At 55.7% G+C, this 25,110-nt stretch carries 23 protein-coding genes; 12 read left to right on the top strand and 11 right to left on the bottom strand.

All coding sequences use genetic code 11. From position 1 onward, the window contains the following. Window positions 1-101 precede the first annotated feature (101 nt). From FD38_RS04140 to FD38_RS04125, 4 genes are all read left to right on the top strand, one after another. Window positions 102-1,001: a DMT family transporter gene (locus FD38_RS04140; RefSeq protein ID WP_057731477.1), complete on the top strand. Its 900-nt coding sequence runs from the start codon at window positions 102-104 to the stop codon at window positions 999-1,001. 94 nt (window positions 1,002-1,095) lie between these two features. Beyond that, a complete protein-coding gene (locus FD38_RS04135; RefSeq protein ID WP_057731474.1) occupies window positions 1,096-3,318 on the top strand; it encodes an alpha-galactosidase in 2,223 nt (740 codons plus the stop codon). Between the two features lie 106 nt (window positions 3,319-3,424). Further along, window positions 3,425-4,291: a TIM barrel protein gene (locus FD38_RS04130; protein WP_057731472.1), complete on the top strand. Its 867-nt coding sequence runs from the start codon at window positions 3,425-3,427 to the stop codon at window positions 4,289-4,291. A 1-nt stretch (window position 4,292) separates the two neighbouring features. Continuing rightward, window positions 4,293-4,628, top strand: a complete 336-nt coding sequence (locus FD38_RS04125) for a DsrE family protein (protein WP_057731470.1) — start codon at window positions 4,293-4,295, stop codon at window positions 4,626-4,628. A 104-nt stretch (window positions 4,629-4,732) separates the two neighbouring features. Here the strand turns inward: FD38_RS04125 and FD38_RS04120 are convergent, their stop codons facing one another. The 8 genes from FD38_RS04120 to FD38_RS04085 all read right to left on the bottom strand — a co-directional run bounded on the left by FD38_RS04120 (window position 4,733) and on the right by FD38_RS04085 (window position 11,561). Further along, window positions 4,733-5,086, bottom strand: coding sequence for a fluoride efflux transporter FluC (locus tag FD38_RS04120; protein ID WP_057731467.1), 354 nt, complete (start codon window positions 5,084-5,086; stop codon window positions 4,733-4,735). Further along, complete coding sequence (locus tag FD38_RS04115) at window positions 5,083-5,466, bottom strand: fluoride efflux transporter FluC (RefSeq protein ID WP_057731465.1); 384 nt, start codon at window positions 5,464-5,466, stop codon at window positions 5,083-5,085. The genes FD38_RS04120 and FD38_RS04115 overlap by 4 nt, the downstream gene beginning before the upstream one ends. 154 nt (window positions 5,467-5,620) lie before the next feature. After that, window positions 5,621-7,240 (bottom strand): peptide ABC transporter substrate-binding protein, encoded by a 1,620-nt coding sequence (locus FD38_RS04110; RefSeq protein ID WP_057731462.1) that lies wholly within the window; start codon window positions 7,238-7,240, stop codon window positions 5,621-5,623. 15 nt (window positions 7,241-7,255) lie between these two features. Next, window positions 7,256-8,161: a proline iminopeptidase-family hydrolase gene (locus FD38_RS04105; RefSeq protein ID WP_057731459.1), complete on the bottom strand. Its 906-nt coding sequence runs from the start codon at window positions 8,159-8,161 to the stop codon at window positions 7,256-7,258. A gap of 695 nt (window positions 8,162-8,856) precedes the next feature. Then, window positions 8,857-9,471, bottom strand: a complete 615-nt coding sequence (locus tag FD38_RS04100) for a DUF4867 family protein (protein ID WP_057731456.1) — start codon at window positions 9,469-9,471, stop codon at window positions 8,857-8,859. Between the two features lie 99 nt (window positions 9,472-9,570). Further along, on the bottom strand, window positions 9,571-10,191 hold the full coding sequence (locus FD38_RS04095; RefSeq protein WP_057731454.1) for a sugar O-acetyltransferase: 621 nt from the start codon (window positions 10,189-10,191) through the stop codon (window positions 9,571-9,573). Between the two features lie 18 nt (window positions 10,192-10,209). After that, the gene (locus tag FD38_RS04090) at window positions 10,210-10,620 is read right to left on the bottom strand and encodes a peptide deformylase (protein WP_057731451.1); all 411 of its coding nucleotides are present in this window, start codon (window positions 10,618-10,620) and stop codon (window positions 10,210-10,212) included. Window positions 10,621-10,679: 59 nt separating this feature from the next. Beyond that, window positions 10,680-11,561, bottom strand: a complete 882-nt coding sequence (locus tag FD38_RS04085; RefSeq protein WP_057731448.1) for a LysR family transcriptional regulator — start codon at window positions 11,559-11,561, stop codon at window positions 10,680-10,682. A gap of 117 nt (window positions 11,562-11,678) precedes the next feature. Here FD38_RS04085 and FD38_RS04080 point away from each other — a divergent pair, with 117 nt between their 5' ends. The 6 genes from FD38_RS04080 to FD38_RS04055 all read left to right on the top strand — a co-directional run bounded on the left by FD38_RS04080 (window position 11,679) and on the right by FD38_RS04055 (window position 17,880). After that, window positions 11,679-13,151 carry a UbiD family decarboxylase gene (locus tag FD38_RS04080; RefSeq protein WP_057731446.1) on the top strand — a complete coding sequence of 491 codons (1,473 nt, stop codon included), beginning with the start codon at window positions 11,679-11,681 and terminating at the stop codon, window positions 13,149-13,151. A 27-nt stretch (window positions 13,152-13,178) separates the two neighbouring features. Beyond that, on the top strand, window positions 13,179-13,742 hold the full coding sequence (locus tag FD38_RS04075) for a UbiX family flavin prenyltransferase (protein WP_057731445.1): 564 nt from the start codon (window positions 13,179-13,181) through the stop codon (window positions 13,740-13,742). Between the two features lie 2 nt (window positions 13,743-13,744). After that, window positions 13,745-14,161, top strand: coding sequence for a prenylated flavin chaperone LpdD (gene lpdD / locus FD38_RS04070; protein WP_057731442.1), 417 nt, complete (start codon window positions 13,745-13,747; stop codon window positions 14,159-14,161). A 362-nt stretch (window positions 14,162-14,523) separates the two neighbouring features. Then, the gene (locus FD38_RS04065) at window positions 14,524-15,717 is read left to right on the top strand and encodes an MFS transporter (RefSeq protein WP_057731440.1); all 1,194 of its coding nucleotides are present in this window, start codon (window positions 14,524-14,526) and stop codon (window positions 15,715-15,717) included. 80 nt (window positions 15,718-15,797) lie between these two features. Next, window positions 15,798-16,982, top strand: a complete 1,185-nt coding sequence (locus FD38_RS04060; RefSeq protein ID WP_057731437.1) for an MFS transporter — start codon at window positions 15,798-15,800, stop codon at window positions 16,980-16,982. 58 nt (window positions 16,983-17,040) lie between these two features. Further along, window positions 17,041-17,880, top strand: coding sequence for an aldo/keto reductase (locus FD38_RS04055; RefSeq protein WP_057731434.1), 840 nt, complete (start codon window positions 17,041-17,043; stop codon window positions 17,878-17,880). A gap of 53 nt (window positions 17,881-17,933) precedes the next feature. Here FD38_RS04055 and FD38_RS04050 read toward each other — a convergent pair whose 3' ends face one another. Next, window positions 17,934-18,905 (bottom strand): serine hydrolase, encoded by a 972-nt coding sequence (locus FD38_RS04050; protein WP_057731432.1) that lies wholly within the window; start codon window positions 18,903-18,905, stop codon window positions 17,934-17,936. A 409-nt stretch (window positions 18,906-19,314) separates the two neighbouring features. Between FD38_RS04050 and FD38_RS04045 the strand changes: the two genes are divergently transcribed. Further along, on the top strand, window positions 19,315-21,729 hold the full coding sequence (locus FD38_RS04045) for a BspA family leucine-rich repeat surface protein (protein WP_057731429.1): 2,415 nt from the start codon (window positions 19,315-19,317) through the stop codon (window positions 21,727-21,729). A gap of 137 nt (window positions 21,730-21,866) precedes the next feature. Continuing rightward, window positions 21,867-22,706 (top strand): aldo/keto reductase, encoded by an 840-nt coding sequence (locus tag FD38_RS04040; RefSeq protein ID WP_057731426.1) that lies wholly within the window; start codon window positions 21,867-21,869, stop codon window positions 22,704-22,706. Window positions 22,707-22,768: 62 nt separating this feature from the next. Here the strand turns inward: FD38_RS04040 and FD38_RS04035 are convergent, their stop codons facing one another. Next, window positions 22,769-24,202, bottom strand: a complete 1,434-nt coding sequence (locus tag FD38_RS04035) for an MFS transporter (protein WP_057731422.1) — start codon at window positions 24,200-24,202, stop codon at window positions 22,769-22,771. Window positions 24,203-24,209: 7 nt separating this feature from the next. Continuing rightward, window positions 24,210-24,746 (bottom strand): PadR family transcriptional regulator, encoded by a 537-nt coding sequence (locus FD38_RS04030; protein ID WP_057731421.1) that lies wholly within the window; start codon window positions 24,744-24,746, stop codon window positions 24,210-24,212. Between the last annotated feature and the right edge of the window lie 364 nt (window positions 24,747-25,110).

Raw genomic sequence — 25,110 nt, 5'->3', positions numbered from 1 at the left:
ATAGGACGTTGCCACGCAACCGGAGGAACTCAATTTAGTTGAGTTCCTTTTTTTGTGGAAATTTTTCCATAAAGGAACGCGTTAGAAGGGAAGGGTAGCATGTGGCCAGTCGACGATTAGGCTTGATTGAAGTGATTAGTGGTGGCATTTTATGGGGAGCCTCGGGAACCGTGGCCCAGGCCGTCTTTAGCCGGTACCAAGTCCCCACACTCTGGTTAACGGGGGTGCGCTTGAGTCTGGCGGGACTCCTGTTGCTGGGCTGGTTCGCGCTCAGCCAGGGTCGGGCCGTCTGGGCTATCTGGCGGCGACCGAAAATGATCGGCCAACTGCTATTATTCAGTCTGTTGGGTATGGTGCCCTCACAATTGACCTATTTCTTGGCGATCGCCTATGGCAACGCGCCGACCGCCACGGTCCTCCAATTCTTAGGCCCACTGTTTATCATCATTTACTTAGCCGTAACTCGGCGGCAGTGGCCCCGTCGGATCGACGTGATTTCCATCGTCGTTGCACTTTTTGGGACCTTCTTGCTGGTTACCAATGGTCACTTTACCCAATTGGCCCTGGCACCGTTGGCCCTTTTCTGGGGCCTCTTAGCCGGGGTGAGTTCGGCGACCTATACCCTGTTGCCCCGGCCATTACTGGCAACCTATGATGCCCGGTTAGTGGTGGGCTGGGCCATGCTACTGGGGAGTTTACCGTTTGGCGGCGTCCTAGTGACCACCCGGTTGCCCCAACTCAACGTGACCGTGGTGGGCGGCATCGCCTTTATCGTGATTGGGGGCACCATGCTGGCCTACCTGCTCTACTTGAAGAGCCTGGCCAGTTTAGCGCCCAGCACCACCGGGATGTTGAGTGCCTTTGAACCATTGACCGCCACGGTCTTGGCCGTTGGCGTCTTGGGAACGCCGTTGACCGGCGCAGAACTATTTGGTGGGGCGTGCATCGTTGCTACCACGCTTCTGCAAGCCTTACCCCAAAAACAATCACGCCCAAAGTAGTCCGGTAGGGGGCTACTTTTTTGAGCAATTTATAGAAAACGGTTACAAAATCAAACTTTTTCGGTATCCTAGTAGGTAGAAGGGACTGAATGAGATGGCAATTTTTACACAGCAAGATCAATTTCATCTTCAAATGGATCATAGTAGTTACCTCTTTCACGTCATGGCGAACGGCGAGTTGGGACAGCTTTATTATGGCCCGTTAATACATAATCAAGCCCAGTATCCGGAACTTACCCACCGCGAAATCCACGGGGCGATGCCGGCTTGGAAACTGGATACGCCGGATTTCCAACCCGAGGCGTTGAAACAGGAGTACGCCAGTTTCGGGAAGGGCGACTTTCGCGGCCCGGCCTATCAGATCACGGCCCCGGATGGTAGCCGTATCAGTGAGTTGCAGTACCAAAGCTACCGTATCGAAAACGGGAAGCAACGCTTAGCCAACCTACCGTCGATGTTTGATGACAGTCAAGACGACGCGCAGACCCTGGTCGTGACGCTGAAGGATGCCGTGACTCAGGTGACGGTCGAGCTGAACTACACGATTTTCCCGCACCAGGACGTCTTGGTCCGCAGCGCGACCTTTAGCAATCAGGGCGAGCAGACCGTGACCTTGAACCGGGCCCTCAGTGGGCAGCTGGATCTGCCCGACGCCGACTATGACTTCCTACAGTTCTCCGGTAGTTGGGCGCGCGAACGGCACGCCATTCGGACGCCGTTACGGCGGGGAATTCAAAGCATTGGCAGTCTGCGTAGCGCCTCCAGTCACCAGGAAAATCCGGGCTTTATTCTGGCGCGGCCGCAGACCAACGACGACCAGGGGAGCGCTTACGGCTTCAACCTGGTCTACTCCGGCAACTTTCTCGATCAGATCGAAGTCGACCAGTTCGACACCACCCGGGTCCTCCTGGGCATCAATCCGACCGAGTTCGGCTGGCAATTGACCGCCGGCGCTCAGTTCCAGACGCCCGAGGCGATTCTGAGTTATAGCGACGCGGGCCTCAACCAACTGAGCCAACAAATGGGGGCGTGCTACCAGCACCACCTGGTCAACCCACAATACGCTCAAAAGCCGCGGCCAATTTTGATCAATAACTGGGAAGGGACCTATTTCGACTTCAACGAAACTAAGCTGATTGCGATGGCGCGGCAGGCCAAGGACCTGGGCATTGAATTATTCGTGCTCGACGACGGCTGGTTTGGCAAACGCAATGACGACACCACCTCACTGGGAGATTGGGACGTTAATCCGCAAAAGCTACCTCAGGGCATGGCTCATCTGGCCCAACAGATTCATGACCTGGGCATGCAATTTGGCTTATGGTATGAACCGGAAATGATTTCCCTGGCTAGTCAGCTCTATCGCGACCATCCCGATTGGGTGATCAAGACGCCACAACGCCAGATGACGCCGGGCCGGAACCAGTTTGTCCTCGACATGACCAACCCCGATGTGGTCGACTTCCTGTATGCCAAAATGAGCGCCATGATTGATGACGCGCACCTCGACTACATCAAGTGGGATATGAACCGTAACATCACCGAGGCCTACAGTCCCACCTTAAGTACCGACCAGCAATTAGAGTTTAGTCACCGTTACATCTTAGGCGTTTACCAGCTCTACGCGCGGTTGACCCACGACTTCCCGCAAGTCTTATTTGAATCCTGTGCCTCCGGCGGTGGTCGGTTCGACCTGGGCATGATGTACTACGCCCCGCAGGCCTGGACCAGCGACGATACCGACGCCATCGAACGGTTGCGCATCCAGTTCGGGACCTCCTACGCTTATCCGCAAGCCATGATGGGCGCACACGTTTCGGCGGTGCCGAACGACCAGACCGGCCGGATCACGCCCATCGAGACGCGCGCGGCGGTGGCCTACTTTGGGGATCTCGGGTACGAGCTCGACGTGACGCGCTGTTCTGCGGCCGAAAAGGCCCAGATCAAGCGGCAGGTCGCCTTCTACAAACATCACCGGGAACTGTTCCAGCAGGGGACGTTCTACCGTCTCGACAATCCGTTTACCGGCGACCGCAACGTCGGGAGTTGGTTGGTAGTCAGTGCCGATAAGCGCCACGCAATCGCAGCACGCTACCAGATTCTGAACCAGCCTAATCCCCGTTATTCGCAATTGAAGTTACGGGGCCTGCTACCTAGCCAACGCTACGTGGTCAGCGGTCGGCAACAGCCGTTGTACGGCGACGAACTGATGCATGCCGGGGTCTTCATCCCGTCCTTACTACAAACTACCATGGGCGTCGAGGAGTCGGCGGACTTTAGCGCCCAGGTGCTGGTGTTAGATGCGGTGGACGACTAACCGGTGGGGGCTAGCACTCGCCACGAATCAGTTAGCGGTATACTAAGGTTTGGAACTTTGGTTCTGAACCTTTTTTAGGTCGGGACCAGCGAAAGGATTGACCAACATGGCAAAATTAGAATTACCCGCGCGTCCCGGTAAGGTCCAGTTAGGCCTCAAGGCGGCCGCCGCGCCCGCCCAGCTGTTGGACCGGTTAAAATATCGCCCCGAAGTCTTTGAGTTTTTTACCAGCGAAGCGGACTTCACGCCGGAAGCGTTTCAAACGTTCAAGGCCACGGTGCGGTTCGTCCAGGCCAACGTGACCCGAAAAATCGTGATCCATCATCCCATGAAATTTCACGACCAACACCTGGATCAGCTTCTGGATGCCCACCGCGAACCAGCGGCTTACGCCTTTTTCCAGCAATCAACGGCCCAGCTCTTAGATCTAGCCAACGAGTTGGACGTGCGCATCCTGGTGCACGGCGGGTACGGCGGGGCCGAAAGCCAGCAGTTGATCAACGAATACCCGTCGTTAGCGGCCGCTCGGGCCACCGTGTTTGACCACCTAGATCACCTGGTGGCGCAAGGCAACGGTCACGTGATGATTGAAAACGGCATCACCGCCAGCTTCATGTACGGCGATCCCAAAATCGACGAGACGATTTTGGCGCACCGCTGGCCGTTAGTTTGCGACCTCAGCCACGTTTTTATCGGCCTGCACGGTGATATGGACCGGACCATGGCGGCACTGACGACCTTAAAACCGCTGATTCGGCATTATCATCTGGTCGATTCACTGGGGCAACGGCACGATAGTCTCCCCCTGGGGACTGGCCTGATCGACTGGCGGCGGGTCTTGCCGGCCTTGAATCCGCAGGCGACCATGATCTACGAGGTCCCGGACGAAACGGATGCGACCTGCGCCAACATGCTACGGAGTTATCATTACCTGCGGGGCTTGGAAGTGCAACAACTCGAAAGTGGGCGATAATATGACGAATTTGAAGCCAACACCAGTAGTGGTGCATCTTGATGACCAGGCTAACGTCACGCTGGCGCAGGGGAACGTGCACAACTTATTGACCGAACTACCGGGAAGTCGGGTGGTGGTCGTGGTCAATGGTCCAGCGGTACGGTCGTTTTTGACCCCCAGTTGGCGGGCCTTTCTGCCGGCCCTGCCCGAAGTCGAGGTGGACGCCTGCGCGAACGCGTTACGCGCCAACGGTATCTTGGCGGAACAACTCCCGACTGGGGTCACGGTGGTCCCGGCCGGTGTGGCCCGCATCGTTGAATTGGAACAACAAGGTTTTGCTTATCTGAAACCGTAAACAGTTAGCTGAAAAAACGCCCCGGATTCCTTGATTGGGAATTCGGGGCGTTGCTGGCTATTTCGGGGACGATGGTAACGTTAATCAAAACGGCGGGTCACGGCTTAACCGCCCAGCCAGAAGCCGATTCCCGCGGCGGTCAGTCCCAGTACCGCGGACAAGAGGAGATAGCTCACGGCGACTTTAGGGAACCGGTGCAGTAACCCCGCGAATTCGTTGGTGAACGTGGAGAAGGTCGAAAAGCCGCCTAACAGGCCACTGATGAGTTGAAAGGTGAGGTCACCGGTCGGAAAATGCCCGGCCGCTAGCCCCAGTAGGAAGGCGGCGGTCACGTTGATCACCAGCGTGGGCAGGGGCAGATAAGTATCGAAGAACAGGCGGTTGCCCCAGAAGGTCACACCGTAACGCGCCAGGGCCCCGCACGCCCCGGCCCCGCTGACGAGCAATAAGGTCATCATGCGGAGTGCCCCCGTTTCACTAGGCGGCGACTCCCCGCGATACCGACCGCAGCGGCGGCCCAACCCAACACCAGGCTACTGAGGACGTAACCGCCCGCCAACCACGCGGCGTGCTGGTGGAACAGGGTCACGGCATCGACCGTAAAGGTGGAGAAGGTGGTAAAGCTACCGACGAGGCCCACGCTCAGGCCGGTGACCGTGGCTGGCGAGACCGGCCACAGTAACGGTAACGCCCCCGTAATCAGGGGCAGACAAAACGAACCCATCACGTTGATGGCCAGAATCGTGAGGTAGTGGTGTGGGGCCGTCCAGGCCGTTAAACTCAGGCGCAGGGCGCTCCCCAGAAACGCACAGATGAAGATCAATCCAATTTTTTTCACTGGTCAAACTCCTTATGCCAATTTGCTTGCTGAGTTCTATTTTAGGGGAGTCGCTGAGGGATGCAACTAAAAATCGTGGAAACCGTTGTTCATCAGGCGGTTTCCACGATTTTTTTAGCTTATAGACAGACTATCGGCTAACCTTTTCCGTTACCTATTTGAAAGAAGCTCGAGTATAGTCATTTTCACCGACGGAATGGTAGACCACACCGGTTAGCTTTTGATTGACCAAGTGGCTTTCCGTCATGTTATAAAGTGGCAGGACGGCAGCGGTTTGATTTAAACGCTGCGCCGCAGTCCGCATGTTTTGCCAGTAGGCCTTTTGGTTAGTCGCATTGACACCGTGGGCTTCGTTGACCTGGGTATTGAAGGTTGCGTCGGCGTACTTGCCGTAGTTTTGTGGGTTGGTTTTGGTCAGAATATCGAAGAAGGAAACGGGATCAGCATAATCTGCTAACCAGAGGGTTGAATCCATATCGAAATTACCAGATTGCACGGCACTGGTAGTGCTCTTGGCAGGAAGGGCCATTACAGAGACGTGGGCGTTACTGAGATTTTGTTTGACTGAGGCCTGGACGAATTGGTCGACGTTCTTGGAGACAGTGGTATCATCACTGACCAGTTTGAGGGTTACAGATGATTTTCCCAGTTCTTTGAGTCCCTTAGCCCAGAGTTTTTGAGCCTTGGCTACGTCGTAGGTTTCGGAGTTCTTCGTTTCTGTCCCGAAGTCCTTACCAGTCGTCGGATCAGTAACCAGTGACGGCGTGACGTAATTATAAGCTGCTGTGGAGCCGTCACTGAGGACCTTTTTGGTCAATTGAGCTTTGTTCAGGACTAGATTAAGAGCCCGGCGTAAGTTCTGGTTACGCAATGCGTGGTTGTTGGCCAAGTTAAAACGCAAATAGTAGGTTCCGGCCTTATTGACGTGCTTAAGGTGTTTGTCGTGTTGAACGCCTTGGGCAGTAACACCGGAGACGGTGGCGTCGTCCAATTCGCCTTGTTCAAAGAGGTTGTGAGCGGTGGTTGGGTCCTTGACCACTTGCATAGTCATTTTGCTTAATTTGATAGCACTTTTATCGTAATAATGACTGTTTTTGACTAAGTTCCAAGTATCGTTAGTCCCAGTCCAGTGTTGAACGGTAAAGGGACCATTGTAGGCCATCTTAGTGCTTGTAGCGCCATAGGTTTTCCCGTATTTGGCGACAACGCGATGATCTTGCGGGAAAAAGGCTGGCATGGTCAGCATCTTGCTAAGATACGGCATGGCATGGGATAAGGTGACTTTCAGGGTATGGTCGTTAACCGCCTGGACGCCTAGTGAGCTAACTGGCTTTTTGCCGGCAGAAACTTGGGTGGCATTCTTGATTCCCTCATAGATGTAGTTATAGCCGGAGGTAGAATTGGGACTTACGGAACGGCGCCAGGATGTGACGAAATCCTGGGCGGTAACGGCATCCCCATTACTCCACTTGGCAGATGGGCGTAGGTGGAAGGTATAGGTTTTCCCATGGTTGGTGGGTTTGACCACCTTTTCGGCCATCGCCCCGACAACTTGATTCTTGGCGTTCATACGGTAGAGCCCTTCCATGGATTGTTGTAAGACGTTCCATTGGGTTAAATCAGCGGTATTCGAGGTGTCTAGGGAAGTTAAATCCGAAGTTTGCATCAGATGAAGCGTTTTTTGGCTTTGATTCGCGTTGGCTTTGCCACAAGCGGCCAGGGTTCCGGCGAGTAAGCATAGGCTACCAAAGACGGTTAATTTTTTTAAATTCATAGGCAATTCCTCCTGTTAATAAGCGGTGAACTGATTATGTTCAACATCCTGTAAGTACTGACCCAGATTCTGGAAAAAGGCGGGTGGATTATCAATACTGTGGCAATGACCACCATCTGGCGTTAAGACCAGGCGCGCTTGGGGGAGCGTTTGTTGCATTCGACGAGCAGTGGCGAGAGGCATGGTGTCATATTCGCCAAAGGTCAGGAGGGTTGGAACGGTAATCTTATGTAAGTCGGCGCGTCGGTCCCAACCATTTAAAGTCCCGACCATGACGAATTCATTATTACCCTGGAAATGGTTGTAAACCTGTGTGGCCGTGGTTGCGACCAATTGGCGGGGTCCCTTTTCGGGATGGCGACAAACAAATTGGCGGTTCAAGACGTCGACCAATGCTTGATATTCGGGATCATCAAACGCTTCGGCGTGTTCGATACCTTGCATATAAGCAACTTGGCTGGAGGTGAGGGTAGCCGCTCGTAAGGCGTTGATGTGAACGGTGTATTCGGCAATGTTGTCGATCATGCTCATGACGACTAGCCCTTTAAGATGTTGCCCATACTTTAAGGCATATTCTTGGGCTAACAGACCGCCCCAAGAATGGCCTAGCAGGTAGAACTGATCCAGTCCCAATTGTTGCCGGACCTCTTCTAGTTCACTCAAATAATAGTCGAGTGTCAGGTAATGCTGATTCTCTGGCAGACTGAAGTCAGGTTGGTCAGAGAAAAACGACCCCAACTGATCGTACATGGTCACTTGGACTCGGTCCTCGCCTAGTTCCGCAGCGAAATTTTCAAATTCGGTGTGATTACTACCTGGTCCACCGTGAAGACAGAGCAGCTTGATGGGACCGTGGCCCACCGTGCGAGTAAATAAGTGAAAACCATTTTTTAATTGTAATAAACGTGTACCTGTTGCCATAAAATCCCTCCAAAATTTGAGAAATAAAAAATGCCCTATCTGGATCAAGAACTGATCCAAATAGGGCGTCGCCACGGTACCACCTATGCTTTGCCATTGTATAAAAAAATGGCCTTAATTCACGTACGGTGGGTTGTCCCACGATACGCTAGCAAGATAATGGATGCCGCCATTAAGGACTCTCCTATCGGTTCGTCCTTACCACGATTAGGGGATTTTCACTAACCAGTTTATCCAACCCCTCGCACCAAACGGGGCCTCTCTGCGCGGCATGCTAGCAGTTACTTTCCTAATCATTGCGTTTAATTATTTTCTCATTGATATTTAATGATTCCTAATCTAGCACTGAACTTTTAAGCTGTCAACTTGAATTTTGATAAAAACAATGAGTAGAAATGTCAATTAATGGGGAACGTAATCGCGGGCATATAAGGAAATAAAGGCTAAGAATTGAGTATAAAAATTAGCTCAGATATAAAATCTAGTATTTTTAAAAATGAGAAATTCATGATAACCACAAATCAAATAATCCAGAATTCGATTTCTGATGTTTAAGGTGTTTGGAGGATGAAAAAGCCCAGAACTTCCCAACTAAAAAGGGAAGTTCTGGGCTTTTTCATAAATGGGGTGGATAATCTCATTCGTTCTATAAAGTTTCAAAAATTTTGAACTGTGTAAGTTTGACCAATTAAATTTTAGCCTAACGTTAAGTTTTCACCAGTCAACCCCACGAACGCCCCCGATTTGTGGGCGTCCGGGTGGGCAATCAGCCACTTGTTTTGCGCAAACAAAAGCGGGTCGGATTCCACCGGCGTTGCCAGGGGTTGGTTGGTCCCTTGAGGGAGAATCACGCCGCAGGTAAAGCCGGTTTGGCCCGGCACCGTCGCCGGGGCGAAGTGTAACGTGGTCGCGTAGATTTCAATCACGCTACCGTAGGGCACCAGAAAGGCCCGTAGTTTGCCGGTATCGTAGGTGTGGTCAGGCTGAATGTCTTGCCGTTGGCCCAGCCAGAGAATGAAGTCGCTGGCCGCAACGTTGATCTCGGAACTACTATGATATTCCAGACAGTTTAACTGGTGGTTGTTACCCAGACAGTAGCCGCTTTCGGTGGTCAGACCGCCGAAGACCCGTTGACTCACCGTTTTCGTCGCGGGGAGAACCGCCAAGCCGGGGTCGTCGGCCACGTAACGGGTCCCGTGGGTGGGTCGCGTCAGCACGGTCAGAGGAGCCAAGAGTTGCTCACTATCGGGGACGGTCAGGCACCGGCCATAGGGTTGAAAGGCCGCGTCAGAAATGTCGTTTATTTGCATGGGGTCACCTTCCTAAACAAGTTAAACCTAGTTTAGGCACGGTCCGTGACGTTTCTGTGACGCGGACGTGAAAAGTTGCGGTTCGCTGATTAAGTTTTGTTAAATGGGCGTCTCACGGCTCATGTCCAACGCGTCGTCTGCGGTGATTGGCCGTAAAACGCGGCAGGGATTGCCCACCGCCAGCGAATTGGCGGGGATGTCGTGGGTGACCACGCTGCCGGCGCCAATCACACAGCCGTCGCCGATAGTCACACCGCCGATGACCGTGACGTTGCTGGCTAGCCAGCAGTTATTCCCGATGGTAATGGGTTTGGCGTATTCCAAATCGTATTTTGAGCCGTCCGGGCGGGTCCGTAAGTTGCGGTCCTGGTAGCGCAGAGGGTGCATGGGGGTCACCAGCGTCACGTTGGGGCCACACATCACGTTGTTGCCGATGGTCACGGGACACGAGTCCAGCACGGTGAAGTTGGTGTTGCCGTAAAAGTCGTCGCCAATCGTGGTGTAGCGGCCGTAATCAAAGAAGATGGGCCCCTGAAAATAGGGGTCGACGCCGTGGTGGGGCACCAGTTCGTCGATCAACGCGGCCCGGACGCTGGCCGGTTGTTCGGCGGATTGATTGTAGGCCTGGTTCAAGACGTGGGCGGCACGTTGCTGACGGTCGAGCTCGGGATCGGTGGGGTCGTAGAGTTGCCCCGCGAGCATTTTAGCTTGTTCGGACATGGAAAAGACCTGCCTTTCTTAGATGAGGATGCCCTGACAGTGGTCGACTTCGTGCTGGATGATTTGCGCGATGAAGCCACTAAACTCTTGGTGTTGTGGCTGAAATTGGGCGTTGAGGTAGTCGACCGTGATAGTTTTATAGCGCGTGGTGGGGCGTTGTCCGGTCAACGATAGGCAGCCCTCTTGGGTCTGAAACGGGGCGCGCTTTTGGGTGATTTGGGGATTGATCATGGCGACGGGCAAGACGCCCATCAGGACCACGATGATCCGTTGGTTTTGGCCGATCATGTTGGCGGCCATCCCCACACAGTTGGCTTGGTGGGCGCGTAGCGTGTCGAGCAGGTCGGTGACCACCCCGGCATCGGCGCGGGTCGCCGGGACGGCTTTGGTTTGCAAGTGTTGGGGATTGTGAACGATGGGTCTAATCATAAGAAACCTCCGAAAATTGAGTTTAGGGTTAAATCTTAATTGGGTTCAGTATACCACGGCTACCGGGTCAAATACTGGAGCAGGCGCGCGGTGGTCGGTGTTTGACCGCCCCGGGGAGCCACGACTTGCAGGCGGCTGAGTTGGGCGGGTTCCAGCGGGCGGGTCACGAAGTCCGCGGAGAGAAACGGGGCCGCGGTTTGGGCGAACAGGAAGGTGACCCACTGGGTATGGGCGATCATCCCCAGCAACGTTTCGATGTGCGGGGTGCTGAACCGGATATTAGGCGTCAGGCCGGCCTGCTGGTAGAGCGTGCCCATGCGTTCGTAGATGCCGGACCCGGGACTGAGCGTGACGATGTCGACGCCGCGCAGGTCCGCCATGGTGATGGTCGCGTGCGCCGCTAGGGGGTGGTCCTGCGGCAAGATCACTTTGAGTTCGTCGGTTAACAGGTCCTGGGTGTGAAACTGCGAAGGGGCCAGTTGGCGGCTCTGGACGTCGCGCAAGATGGCCAGGTCGAGGCGGTGATCCTGGAGTTGGGCAAGCAAATCGGCGCCCTCCAACTCGTCTAAACGCAGATTGATCTGCGGGTAGTCGTGCATGAAATGACTAAGCTTGGCGGTCAAGCCGTACTGGGCCATGACCGGCACGCTGCCGATGTGTAACGTCCCGCGACGCAGCTCCCGGTAGTCCTGGAGTTCTTGCTGGAGCAGAGCGTATTGGGCCGTGATGGTTTGGGCGTAGCGCAAGAAAATCTCGCCACTCGCCGTGATAGTCAAGCGGCGTTTGTTACGCGTGGAAATCAAGGGACTGCCCACCTCGGCCTGGAGATTGCGCAAGCGTTTGGAGAGGGCCGATTGGGTGATGTGCAGCTCGACGGCGGCGTCCGACACGCTTTGCCGCTGGTAGAGCACGATGAAACTATGGAAGTCTTCGATGGTCATCGGAATCCGTCCTTTCTATTAGTCCTGTTAGGAATAACGTTAAGCGTAAGTTGAATTGTTTGCAAGCGCTAATCCTCGTAGACTGAGTTTTGTAAGCTTGAACGAGGAGGTCATCACATGACAAACGAACCTTATGATTTACGCCGGGTCTTAGCCGAACTTAAAACGCATCCCGGCCAGTATCACGAAACCGACGTCGCCGTCGATCCGAACGCGGAACTCTCCGGGGTCTACCGCTACATTGGTGCCGGGGGCACGGTCCAACGGCCGACCCAGGAAGGTCCCGCAATGATGTTTAACCAGGTCACCGGGTTTCCCGGGACCCGCGTTTTGACGGGATTGATGGCCAGTCGCCGGCGGGTCGGGTTGATGTTTCACCACGACTACCAGACCCTGGGCCAGTTTTTAAACGACGCGGTCGACCATCCGGTCCCACCAGTGGAGGTGCCCGAGGCTCAGGCGCCGGCCCACGAAGTCGTCCATAAGGCTACCGACCCGGATTTTGATATTCGCAAATTGGTGGCGGCCCCGACCAACACGCCCCAAGACGCCGGCCCCTACATCACGGTCGGCGTGGTGCTGGGGTCTAACAAGGCCAAGACCATGAGTGACGTGACGATTCACCGGATGGTGCTAGAAGATAAGGATAAATTAGGCATCTACATCATGCCCGGTGGTCGACACATCGGCAAGTTTGCCAGCGAATACGAAGCGGCCAACGAACCCATGCCCGTCACCATCAGCATTGGCTTAGACCCGGCCATCACCATCGGCGCGACCTTTGAGCCGCCGACCACGCCGTTAGGCTATAACGAACTGGGCGTGGCGGGGGCCATCCGCCAAGAAGCCGTGGGGCTGGTACCGGGACTAACGGTCGACGAACGCGCGATTGCCCGGGCCGAATACACCTTAGAAGGTTACATTCTGCCCAACGAACGCATCCAAGAAGATCTCAACACCCACACGGGCAAGGCCATGCCCGAATTTCCGGGCTACGATGGCGACGCGAACCCGGCCTTACAGGTCATTCAGGTCACCGCGGTCACGCATCGCAAGGACCCCATCATGCAAAGCGTCATCGGCCCGTCCGAAGAACACGTCAGCATGGCGGGGATTCCCACCGAGGCCAGCATCCTAGAGCTGACTAACCGGGCGATTCCGGGGAAGGTCTTAAACGTCTACAATCCGCCGGCCGGTGGGGGCAAGCTGATGACCATCATGCAGATCCACAAGGATGACGAGGCCGACGAGGGCATTCAGCGGCAGGCCGCCTTACTGGCGTTCTCCGCGTTTAAGGAACTCAAGACCGTCATTCTGGTGGACGAAGACGTCGATATTTTCGACATGAACGACGTGATGTGGACCGTCAACACGCGGTTTCAGGCCGACCAGGATATCGTGGTCCTGCCGGGAATGCGTAACCACCCGTTGGACCCCTCGGAACGACCGGAATACGACCCGAAGTCGATTCGGGTCCGGGGGATGTCGTCGAAACTGATTTTAGACGGTACCGTGCCGTTTGATTTGAAGGACCAGTTCGAACGAGCCCAGTTCAAGGACGTACCGGACTGGCAAAAATATTTGAAATAAGAGAACTTGAAGAAAGGCGATGGGGACATGCAAAAAATCATTATCGGGGTCACGGGGGCTTCGGGAACCATTTACGCCGTCGACCTCTTACGGCAGCTTAAGGCGTTGCCGGACGTGGAGACTCACCTGGTGATGAGTGCCTGGGCCACCAAGAACTTGGCGCTAGAGACCGACGAAACCTTGGCGGACGTCAAGGCCTTGGCCGACGTGGTCTATAGCGACCGGGACCAGGGGGCCGCCATCGCCAGTGGATCGTTTCTAAACGCGGGGATGGTCATCGTGCCCGCCAGCATGAAGACCGTGGCCAGCGTGGCGTACGGCTTTGGGGAGAACCTGATTGCCCGGGCCGCCGACGTGACCATTAAGGAACAACGTAAGCTGGTCATCGTCCCGCGCGAGACGCCGCTTAGCGTGATCCACCTGGAGAACCTGACCAAGTTGGCCCGGTTGGGGGCGCAAATCATTCCCCCGATTCCGGCCTTCTACAACCGGCCACAAACCATTCAAGACCTGGTCACGCATCAGACCATGAAGGTGCTCGACGCTTTCGGCATCCACCGCGCCACGGATCGCCGTTGGGAGGGGGACTAGCCATGCCCCGATTTCAGGTGACTCAAGTTGGTTACACGATGACCGCCGACCTGACGGTGATTGGCCCCGACCTACTGATTGTGTTGACCGGGGGCACGCACCCGCACATTGGCGACGTGACCACGCTGACCAAGACCACCGCGCTACGGACCGTGAAGTTTCCCAGTCACGACGGTCGCTTCCACAAGGATTACCTAGTGGGCGAACGCCTAGCCCGGCAGCTACAACCCTGGCTCACGGGCAGCTGTACCGTGACGGCGGGCATCCACGTCGACCACATCACGCAGGCCCAGATAGCGGCCAGTGGGGGGATGGGCGATGACTTAGGCCGCCAAATCGTGGCTTGGTTGCGAGCGCATCCCGTGACGACGGCGGCGCCCGTGTATTACCGCGACGGCCAGACGCCACCGCAGAACTAACCGGAGTACTCGGGTCGGTCTTCAAGACCTGGGTTTTGGGCTTAAATCCGTGCCCACCCCGTTCCAGCCTGTTACTGACCGGGTTAGCTCGGAAGCGTTACTCCCCGCTAGATTTGAATTTTAAGACGGAACCTAGTCGACGGAAAATAATTGAAGAAAACATTTGACGGGTGTCAGCCAAGATTTTTATTGGGCTGACACCCGTTTAGTCGTTTGGAAGGACGTTAGGGCAGCCCGGCCATCTCGTCTATCGGTGGTTTTGCCGTGCGGGGGTTCCCATTTTTCACGAAAACCGTTAGAGTGAAAGGAAACGGGTCCGTGGTCAACGGACGCGCTAATCCAGCGTGAAAAGGAGCGTTATTGTGACCAAATATCAAATCCAAGCAACGGCCTTCGTGTTAGTGTCGTTTATGTTAGGTTGTAACGAATTCATTGTCGTGGGAATTATTTCCGACATCTCGAGTTCACTTCAGGTGAGCGTGGCGACGGTGGGGTACCTGATCACCATTTTTGCGATCGTTTACGCCATCAGTACACCACTGATCACGGTGTTGACCAACCGATTCAACCGGTACCGCACGTTCATGGTGCTGATGCTGGTTTTCTTGATTGGCAATACCTTGACCGGGTTTGCCACCAGTTTTCCGGTGTTGGTAGCGGCGCGGCTGATCACCGCCGTGGTGGCCGGGACCATCGAATCGTTATGTATCGCTATTTCTAGCGTGATTGCGCCCCGGAATAAACGGGCCATCCTGATTTCCTGGTTGGCCGCCGGGTTCAGTATCGCCTCGGTCATCGGGGTGCCAATCGGTACGGCAATCAGTACCCACTTCGGGTGGCAGGACGCTTTTCACGTCATCTCCCTGTTAAGTCTGGTGACCTGCATCATCTTGGGCCTGGTCTTACCCCGCGACCTCAAGCAGCCCGTGAGTGGCATCAAGGACCAGCTGGTGCTATTGACCGATCGGCGCATCTACTTGGGCGCGGCGTTGATCCTCTTTACGGCGGCGACCTCGTACGCCTACTACACCTATGTCCGGCCGCTGATCACCACTACGCTGGGCTTTAACACCAGTATGCTGAACTGGTTACTGATGATCATCGGAATCGTCAGCATCATCAGCAATCGCCTGTCCGGGACGCTGGCCGAACATCACGGCTTACAACACCTGCCGAAGTTTTACCTGGTCGATATCGTCTTACTGTGCCTGTTCCCGTTGGCCATGCTCAACGCGTGGAGCGGCTACGGCCTGTTGCTACTATTGACCTTGCTGGTCCTGATCGGTGGGTCGCCGATTCAGATTCACTTCTTGGATGTGGCCGAGGCCGATTATCCCCAAGCTATCGCCTTAGCCTCGGCGCTAAACGCCATCTTCTTTAACGTGGGGATCTCGCTGGGGTCGGCCACGGCGTCCGGGGTCCTGCAAATGGCGGGCTTGACCAGTCTTGGCTGGGGCGCCACGGTGTTTGCGGTCATCTCGCTGGGGCTAGCGGTCTGGCTCAACCGGACCAATGCGCGGCAGGCTCACCGGCGGGCCACAAAAGTTTCCGAATGAAAACGATTTTTATCTGCAAAATAGTTCGGAATAGTGTACGCTAAGGGTACCGAATTTTAACCGGACGGAGGAACAAGATTTTGAACAAGTATCGTTGGCAAGCAATTGTCTTTGTCCTGGTAGCCTTCATGTTAGGCTGCAACGAATTTATGGTGGTCGGGGTCCTCTCCGATATCGCCAAGGAGCTGCGCATGCCGGTCGCCACGGTGGGGTATCTGGTGACTATTTTTGCGACGGTCTACGCCGTGAGTACCCCGTTTATCACGATTCTCACCAACCGGTTCAGCCGGTATAAAACGCTGATGACCCTGATGGTGATTTTCTTGATTGGAAACACCATGAGTGGGTTAGCCTTCAACTACGGCGTTCTGCTGGTCTCCCGGGTCCTCACGGCGATGGTCGCTGGGGCCATCATTTCCTTAATCATGACCTTCGCCAGCACGATTGCGCCGCGCGATAAGCGGGCCGGGTTGGTCTCGTGGATCTTTGCCGGCTTCAGTATCGCCTCGGTCTTCGGGGTGCCGATTGGGACCGCCATCAGCACGGCCTACAGCTGGCACGATGCCTTTTATTTGATTTCGATCATTAGCGTGATCACCTGCGTGCTGCTAGGGTGGCTATTGCCCCGACAGGTCGAACAGGTGCAGGGCAGCGTCAAGAATCAGCTGGTCTTGTTGACCGACAAACGGGTCTACGTGGCCATCGCGCTGGTTCTCTTCAGTGCGGCCACCATGTACGCGTACTACACCTACATTCGGCCCATCCTGACCACCGGCCTCGGCTTTAGCGTCACCAGCCTGAACTGGTTATTGTTCCTGATCGGGATCATGAGCATCTTTAGTAACCGGCTCTCCGGGGCGTTGGCCGAGCGTAACGGGCTGCGGATCATGCCGTGGTTCTACGTGGCCGACATTGCGTTATTGATCGTGCTACCGCTGGGGATGAACAGTAAAGTCATGGGGCTGGGAATCTTACTGGTCTTGACGTTGATCATCACGGTGTTGAACTCGCCGGTTCAGATTCACTTCTTAAACATCGCCGAACGCGACTACCCGCAGTCGGCCGTTCTGGCGTCGTCTTTGAGTTCGATCTTCTTTAACTTCGGCATCTCGCTGGGGTCGGCCACGGCCTCGGGCTTGCTGGGCGTGGTCGGGATTCGTCACATCAGCTGGGCGGCCGCGGTGTACGCCGTGATTTCACTGGGGTTGGCGTTGACGCTGAACCACGTGATCAAGGTTCACCGGCAGGCGGTGGCGGCCAAATAATTCACATTTAATCCGGGGTGCGGTAAGCTGAAGTTATCTGCGATGAAAGGATGATTCGATGCAAGTGCCAGAACTGACGTTAAATGACGGCTACCAGATGCCCGCAGTGGGCCTGGGAACCTACCAAGTTCGTGGGGGTCAGGGCGTGAACCAGATCCTTGCGGCGATTCGCGACGGGTACCGGAGTTTGGATACGGCGACGAATTACGACAACGAAGGGGCCGTGGGCGAAGCGATTCGTCGCTCCGGCTTACCCCGTTCGGCGTTCTTCGTGACCTCGAAGTTGCCCGGCAAGTATCACCAATACGCCGATGCGACCATGGCGATTCAGGAATCCCTGTACCGCATGGGCTTGGACTACTTTGATTTATTCTTGATTCACTGGCCGCTTCCTAAGCGCGACCACTACGTTGAAGCGTGGCAGGCCATGATCGACGCCCGGACGCGCGGGTTGATTCGCTCCATCGGGGTGTCGAACTTTGAACCGGAACACTTGGACCGGTTGATGAACGAGACCGGGGTCACGCCGGCGGTCAACCAGATTGAAGTTCACCCGTACTGGGCCCAGGAGGCCATGCGCCAAGCGGACCTGAAGCGCGGCATCGTGACTGAGGCCTGGAGTCCGTTGGGCCGGGGCAGTGCGGCCCTTCAGGAACCGGTGATTCAGGATCTGGCGGGCAAGTACCAAAAGAACGTCGGCCAAATCGTGTTGCGTTGGCACACCCAACGGGGCATCGTTCCGATTCCTAAGGCCCGGCACCTGCAACACCAACGGGCCAACCTTGATATCTTTGATTTCAGCCTGACTAAGGACGAAATCGAAGCCGTCAACGGCTTGAGTAAGCCGGACGGCCGTATCGACGGTCAGGACCCTAACGTTTACGAAGAATTTGATTAACCATTAAATAAGCGACCCCCCTTTCGTCAATTGAAAGGGGGGTCGCTTTTAGGTTAATTGGTCAGGCTGCGGGCCACTTGGGGACCGTAGACCAGGTGTTGGATGTGCTTGGTGATTTTAGCGATGCGGGGGAACCCGCTGAAGCCGGATTGTTGTTGGCCGTGGGTCATGATGACCAGCACATAACGCTCGCCGTTTGGGAGGGTGACGATGCCCGCGTCGTTGTTGGTGTCGGCGTACCAGCCGACCTTATCGGCCACGGTGGTCCCCGGTGTGGCGGCCTGGGCTCCCGCGGGAATTCCGGTGCGATAGACCTGGTGCCGCATCAATTTCAAGAGCCACTGACGGTCGGCCGCGTGATTATAGGGATAGGCTTGACGGTCGAGGGCTTGGAGGGCCAGATTCAGACTGTGGGCCGTGGTCGTGGCCGTTTGGCCGGCGTTGAAGACCGGCGTGTACCACTTCTGGGCGCCGATGAAATTATCCACGGCCAGTAAGCCGTTGGTGTCGAGGGTGTGATCCGCATAATCGTTGCCACTATTAATGATCATGTCCTCGAAGCCCGCGGTATCGCCATCCGTCCAGGCGGTCCCGAGTTGGTGGTGTTGCTGGAAGACGTAGGCCGCGATAAATAACTTGTAGGTGCTGGCCGCGACCTCTGGTGTGTGGGCGTTGATCCCGGCCGAGAGCTTCCCCGCGGCGTAGAGCCGGCGTAAGTTGGGTTGCTTGGCGGCGGGAGTGCCCGCCTTGGCACCAAGGTTGTAGAAACTGATGCTGGTGGTGCCGTCGTTGGATTGTTGGGTGATGTAGTGTTGTAGGCGTTTTTGCACCTGTGTTTGGGTGTGGGTGATTTGAGCCGCCGAGACCGGGGCTTTGGTCGCTGGCTTTTTGGCGGACAACGCCTGCCGGTTCTGGAAGCCCCAGAGTCCCCCGACGCCCAAAAGGATCACCAGTCCGCTGGTGATGATCAAATGATGATGGTTGGCCCAGAAATTGGGCGGTAAGTGAAAGTGTTGGGGGAACATAGGGGACTCCTTTCGGATAATAAACTGAGTTAACAATTATAATTATACGCCCAAAGTTCCCGGCTGTGGGGGTGATTTTACCAAAATGTGGAACAACTAAACTGGCGAATTTCGCAATTTTAATGGAGTTGTCAACGAAAACTGATTGGTAAAATTTACCTATTCAAAACAATTGTGGACAACCGAAGATGAAAATAACGGCTCGAACTGGTTATGAAAACGGTTACGTAAGACTGAGCTGGGTTATTTTCATTTAGCCGTGAGGGGCCTGAAAGCGGGCTGTGACGTCCTTCACGTGAGACCAATTTATACAAAATTAGCGTAAATATGTAGCTAAAAAGGGCGTGTGGTCCCGCCGTGAGCTTGCTATACTTTGGCCATCGATAACCAGAGTAGGGAGAGAACACACATGCAATTTAAACGATTCAAACCGGGCTATCTGTGCCCGTTAGCATTATTGGGGCTGGGCCTGTGGGGCGGAACCGGCTGGACGGTACCGGCACAAGCGGCGAGTGAACAAAAAGCGACCACCCAGCAACGGTATGGCGACGTGATCACGATGCAGCAGGGGACGGCAAAGGTCACGATTGATGCGCATGGGACCATGACCATCGGCGCGGGAACCATGACCAAGGGGAAAGGGTGGTGTTGGCAAGAATGTCCCAGTGAGGTTCAAGACGTGGTGGCGGAACCCGGGGCCAAGGTTGTGGGGGACGCCTCGGGGATGTTTGAATCCTTGGAGAATGCCAACGAGTTTGATTTACGGCACTTAGACGTCAGTCAGGTCACCTCACTCGCCCGGCTGTTCGCCAATACGCGAGCGGGGGAGATCGATGTGACCGGCTGGCAAACGGGGCGGGTGACCGACCTGTCGCAGGCGTTTAGTAACCATGGTAATTGGGGCCTGAAGGGGGTCGATGGTTGGGATACCAGTCAGGTGACCACCCTGGCGGAAACCTTTTACCGCTACCACGCTCGCCGCGGGTTAACGTTAGACGTGAAAAACTGGGACACTAGTCGGGTCACCAACATGGTCCGCACGTTTATGGGCATCGAAGATATCGAAAATATTCGACTCGATAATTGGGACGCCCGAAAGGTGACGCGGTGTGAGGAATTTGCCCGGTTCGAGGAGTACAGTGACCGGGTACCGCGGATGTTTACGTTTGGCCCGAACATGCGGTTCGATGGCGCTCACGGGGTGCCCACGTTTTCCGATTCACGGGGCTGGACGCACCGATGGCGAAACGTTGACCTGAATCATACCTGGGGCGCATTGAAGATGCCGTGGGATTCCGGTAAGACCTATTCGGCCCGGGAATTACAGGACCTGTATACCGGCGCCAATACGCCCAATCAGTTGCAAACCTACTATTTGGATAGCCTGATTCCGAAAATTACGGGTCACGACGAAAAGGTTTACGATGGGCGACCGGCACAATTAGATCAATCTAAATATCAGTTGGCGGCCCTCGACCTCCCACCGGAATACGAGTTTGAGTTAGAAGACGGTGACCTGGTGTTTGCGGATGGCGAGGCGCCGACCAAACCGGGGACCTACCTCGTGACGTTAAGCGCAGAGGCGACCAACCGACTTCTTTATTACTATGATGAGGATGATTATCCAGATACCGAAGTCAACGTTCTCCTAAGTCAGCTGCATTGTGGGACCTATACCATCACCGCGAAGGACGCGCCAACCGTGGCTACTGGGAAGGTGCAGGTCAACCACAAGAGCACGACGGGCAAGACGTTAGCCCAAGAAACGCTGACCGGTGAGGTGGGCAGTGCTTACGACGCTAAGCCCCGTAAATTCGACCAGCATCGCTTTAGTCGGGTCGAGGGGGAGCCCCAGGGTAAGTTTGCGAAGACCGACCAGACGGTAACTTACTGGTACACGCCGGAAGACAGCGAGGAAGGCACCACTGGCGGTCAACCAGCGCCGGGTAAACCGGAACCGGGGAAGCCAGAACCGGGGAAGCCAGAACCGGGGAAGCCAGAACCGGGGAAGCCAGAACCAGGGAAGCCGGGACCGGATAAGCCGGAACCAGAGAAACCAGAACCGGATAAACCGGAACCAGGAAAACCGGAACCAGGGAAACCAGCGCCAAACAAACCAGAACCGGGGAAACCAGCGCCAAGCAAACCAGATAAGCCTAATCCGGGCGCACCGGGTAATGGCCACGAAACTAGTCCGGGAACCGGGGCCAATCATGGCAATCAGTCGGGGAACGAAAACGGTTCGGAAACTGGCAACCAGTCGGGTCCGCAGAGTGGTACGGGGAACGGCAGTCAGCCTGGAAATCCGTCGCCGGGTAAACCCGGCATTAAGCCGGACCTGAATCCTGCCAATCAGCAATCGGGCGACCAACCGACTAATCAGCCCAAACCGCCTAGCAAACCAAACACGCCGAAACCTAACCCTAACCCCCAGTCCGGCAATCAGGTGACGTCCGAGACGCCGACTCAGCCTCACCGACCGACGGCACCAGCGGCCGGTCCCTTGATCGGGCACACCCAAGACGCACCCCAGTTGCCCGGCAAACCCATCACCGCCCATACGGGGGACTTAGAGGCGCCGGCGACCACCGTGGCCGTTCCTGCCGGACAACCCGCACCAACGACCGCCGCAACGGTCACCTTGACCGGTGGCCTGACGGGGGCGACCACCGTGCCCACCTCGCCAGCCCACCCAGCTCCAGCGCAGCAGGCGTTGCCGCAGACCAACGACCAAACTCGTTCGTGGTGGCATCTACTGGGGGCCTTCCTACTCGCGGGGACCCTCTATTGCGGGCGGCGGTGGAAAATTTTTTCTAAAAAGTAGGCGGCCGTAAGCCCGGTTTACGGCAAAGCTTACCATTTGGTACCTAGGGCACCTGAAAGTCCGTTCTAGGCAAGTGTGGTGGTCCTTCGTATACTAGTCACAGTTAAAACATGACAGTTCGTTAGGAGGACACACGCATGATTAAAAACTTACAAGCAACGGTGACGTTAAATAACGGAACGCAGATGCCCGGATTCGGGTTAGGCGTTTTTCAAATCCCGGATGACCAGACGGCGGCGGCCGTTGCCAGCGCCATCGAACAGGGGTATCGGTTGATCGATACCGCTCAGATTTACGGCAACGAGGCCGGCACGGGCGAGGGGATTCGCCAGGGCCTGGCTAAGACAGGGTTGAAGCGCGAGGATCTCTTCGTGACGTCCAAGGTCTGGAACGACCATCTGACCTACGACGAAACGATTGCGGCTTACCAGGACAGCTTGGCCAAGCTGGGGCTAGACTACCTGGACCTCTACCTGATTCACTGGCCCGGGGACAACGGCTACCAAGAGTCTTGGCGGGCATTAGAAGACCTGTACCAGGCTGGAAAAATCAAGGCCATCGGGGTCAGCAATTTCATGGCTAACCATTTAGCGGACCTGCTGACCACGGCCAAGGTCGTGCCCGTGATTGACCAGATCGAACTGCACCCGTTGATGACCCAAGAAGCCATGCGACAAGTGGCGGCCGACCACGACATCAAGTTACAGGCCTGGTCACCGCTCGCGCAGGGCAAGCTGTTTACCAACCCGGTCATGCAAGACTTGGCGGCGAAGTACCACAAGTCGATCGCCCAACTGATTTTAAAGTGGGACGTCCAACGCGACGTGCTGGTGATCACCAAGTCGACCAATCCGGACCGGATCAAGGCCAACGCCGAGGTCTTTGATTTCACCATTGACGATGCCGACATGGCCACCATCAACGGGTTGAACCAGGACGTCCGGGTGGGCCCAGATCCCCAAACGTTTGATTTCTAAGTCGTCACTAAAATAAGCCGCCATCACGCAGTTGACGTGATGACGGCTTTTTAGCGTATTCATTAGGCGGTGTGGCGTTTGGCTAACCGAATCCCGGTAATCACCGTGGCCACTAAACAGATGACCAGGGCGACTAGGAAGGCCACGTGCATCCCGTGGATAAAGAGCTGCGGTTGCTTGGGTAGATACGAGGTGACCACATGACCGGCCGAGTGGCTCATGGCCGCAAATAGGACCGTGGTCGCCAGTGAGATCCCGATGACCATCCCGAGTTCTCGGGCCAGGGCGTTGATCCCGCCGGCGACACCCAGGGATTGGGTGGGTACGGAACTCATGACGATCGAGTTGTTGGGGGCCATGAAGATTCCGTTGCCCAGGCCGACCAGCCCGATGAAGCCCATGAAGACCCACAGTGGGGTTGCCAAGGTCGCCAGCATGTAGCCGACCTGGCTGATGGCGATGAGCACCAGGCCGATGAAGGTCAGGAGTTCCGGTCCGATTTTATCCGAAATGGTGCCGGAAATCGGGGCCACGATCACCTGGACGATGGGAAAGGTCATCAGCGCGTATCCGGCGTAGTTGGCGGGCAGGCCCCGGGCGTTTTCCAGGTAGAAGGGCGCAATCACGTTAAAGAAGAAGTTGGTCACGAAAATCAGAAAGGCACACAATACGCTGACGGCAAACCGGGTGTTTTTAAACAGCGGTAGCGCCAAGATGGGGTCGGCGGTGTGCAGTTCTTGGTAGCCAAAAATCAGTAGGGCGATGAGGCCGACCACAAAGAGGGCCAGAATCAGGGGATGACCAAAGCCTACTTCTTGGCCCACGAAGATGCCGGTGAAGATGGTCACCATCACCACGGCAAAGAGGCCGGCACCTAGCCAATCGATGGATTGCGGTTGGGCGACCAGGTCCTTAGGCAGGATGCGTTGGCCGACCAGGATAGCGACGATACCGATGGGCACGTTGATCCAGAAGATGTAGCCCCAGCTGAGATGGGCCAGAATCAACCCACCGATTCCAGGGCCGGCGATACTGCCCAGGGCCACGAACGAGCCGATGGTCCCCAGCGCACGGCCCCGCTCCTTGAAGGGAAAGACCTCGGTGATAATACCGTTACTGGTACTCATGGTCATGGCCGACCCCACGGCTTGAAGCGCCCGGGAGGCCAGTAGCAACGGGAGGCCGAAGCTAAAGCCACACAGCAGTGAGCCCACCGTGAAGAGGATGGCACCGATCTTAAAGATGCGGACCTTCCCGTGGGTGTCGCCGAGTTTACCGAATAAGAGCAATAACGCACAGATAATAATCAGGTAAATCGAGACCACCCATTCGGCTTGGTTCATGGGGATGGCCAAATCGTGACTCACCACCGGCAAGGCGATGTTGACGATACTGGCATCGAGGGTGGACATGAAGATGAATAAACAGACGGCGACCAAGATCCACCAGCGGTGCTTTTGGATGTGGGGGTCGTTGGCGAGAGAAGCGGTAGGCATAATTGAGTTACTCCTTTGTCAATTGATTAAGTTGGGCGGTCACCCAGTCGGCTTGCGCCTGGGCCCGGACCGTTTGTAACTGGTTGACGCGCAGGGCGTCTTGGATATCGGCCGCGACCATATGAGGGTTGTGCGCCAATTGGGCCCGTTGGGTCGCCAATTGGCTGAGCTGACCGGTGGCAAACGTCTGAAACGCGCGTAACGTGGTGCGTTGCTGGTCGGGCGGTAACAGGTGTAAGAAGCTGACCTTCATCTGAAAGGTCAGCTGGGTCTGCTTGTTGTGCGCGACGGGCGCGGAAATCAGGGTGTAGAAGCGCTCGCGGCCGGCCGGGGTGAGGGTGGCGACCTTCTGGGGCCGCTTGGTGGTGGTCGGTTTGAAGGCCAGGGTGAGGGTGCCCGCGGCTGCTAGTTTGTCCAGCAGCGGGTAGAGGGCCCCGAAACTGATGGTCAGCTCCGGGCCGACCGTGGAACTGAGGGCCTTACGGAGTTGATAGCCGGTCATGGGGCGATCCATGAGTTGACCTAAGATAAATAATTCGTACATGGGCATGGGTCTCCTAACTGAAGTGCTTACTTAGTATATGTATCTATTAGATATATTGCAACCAGAAAGTTTGGCGAAAAAATTAGCAAGCGTTAACCGAAAACCGGATACTAGTGGCGTTCTCGCAGCACAATCTCCCGCAAAGGCCGAACCGCTTAAAAGCCCCCTATTTTGGCGGCCGGGGGTCGTTGATTGGTGACTAAGCTACGTTTGGGGGATTAACTAAGATGCCGATTTTACCAAACGTTGACTTTGTTCATGGTCGGTCTCTTGATGAATAACCGTACAATAAAAATACTTGTTACAGCTATTGTTCACTAATGGTCCGCTTAACTTAGTCTCAAATGTGTTGGGGATTAGTGGT

Origin of the sequence: Levilactobacillus zymae DSM 19395 (genome assembly GCF_001434115.1) — a bacterium.
Lineage (GTDB): Bacteria > Bacillota > Bacilli > Lactobacillales > Lactobacillaceae > Levilactobacillus > Levilactobacillus zymae.
Note: the sequence above shows the minus strand (reverse complement) of the source record. Positions and strands in the feature narration are given on the sequence as shown.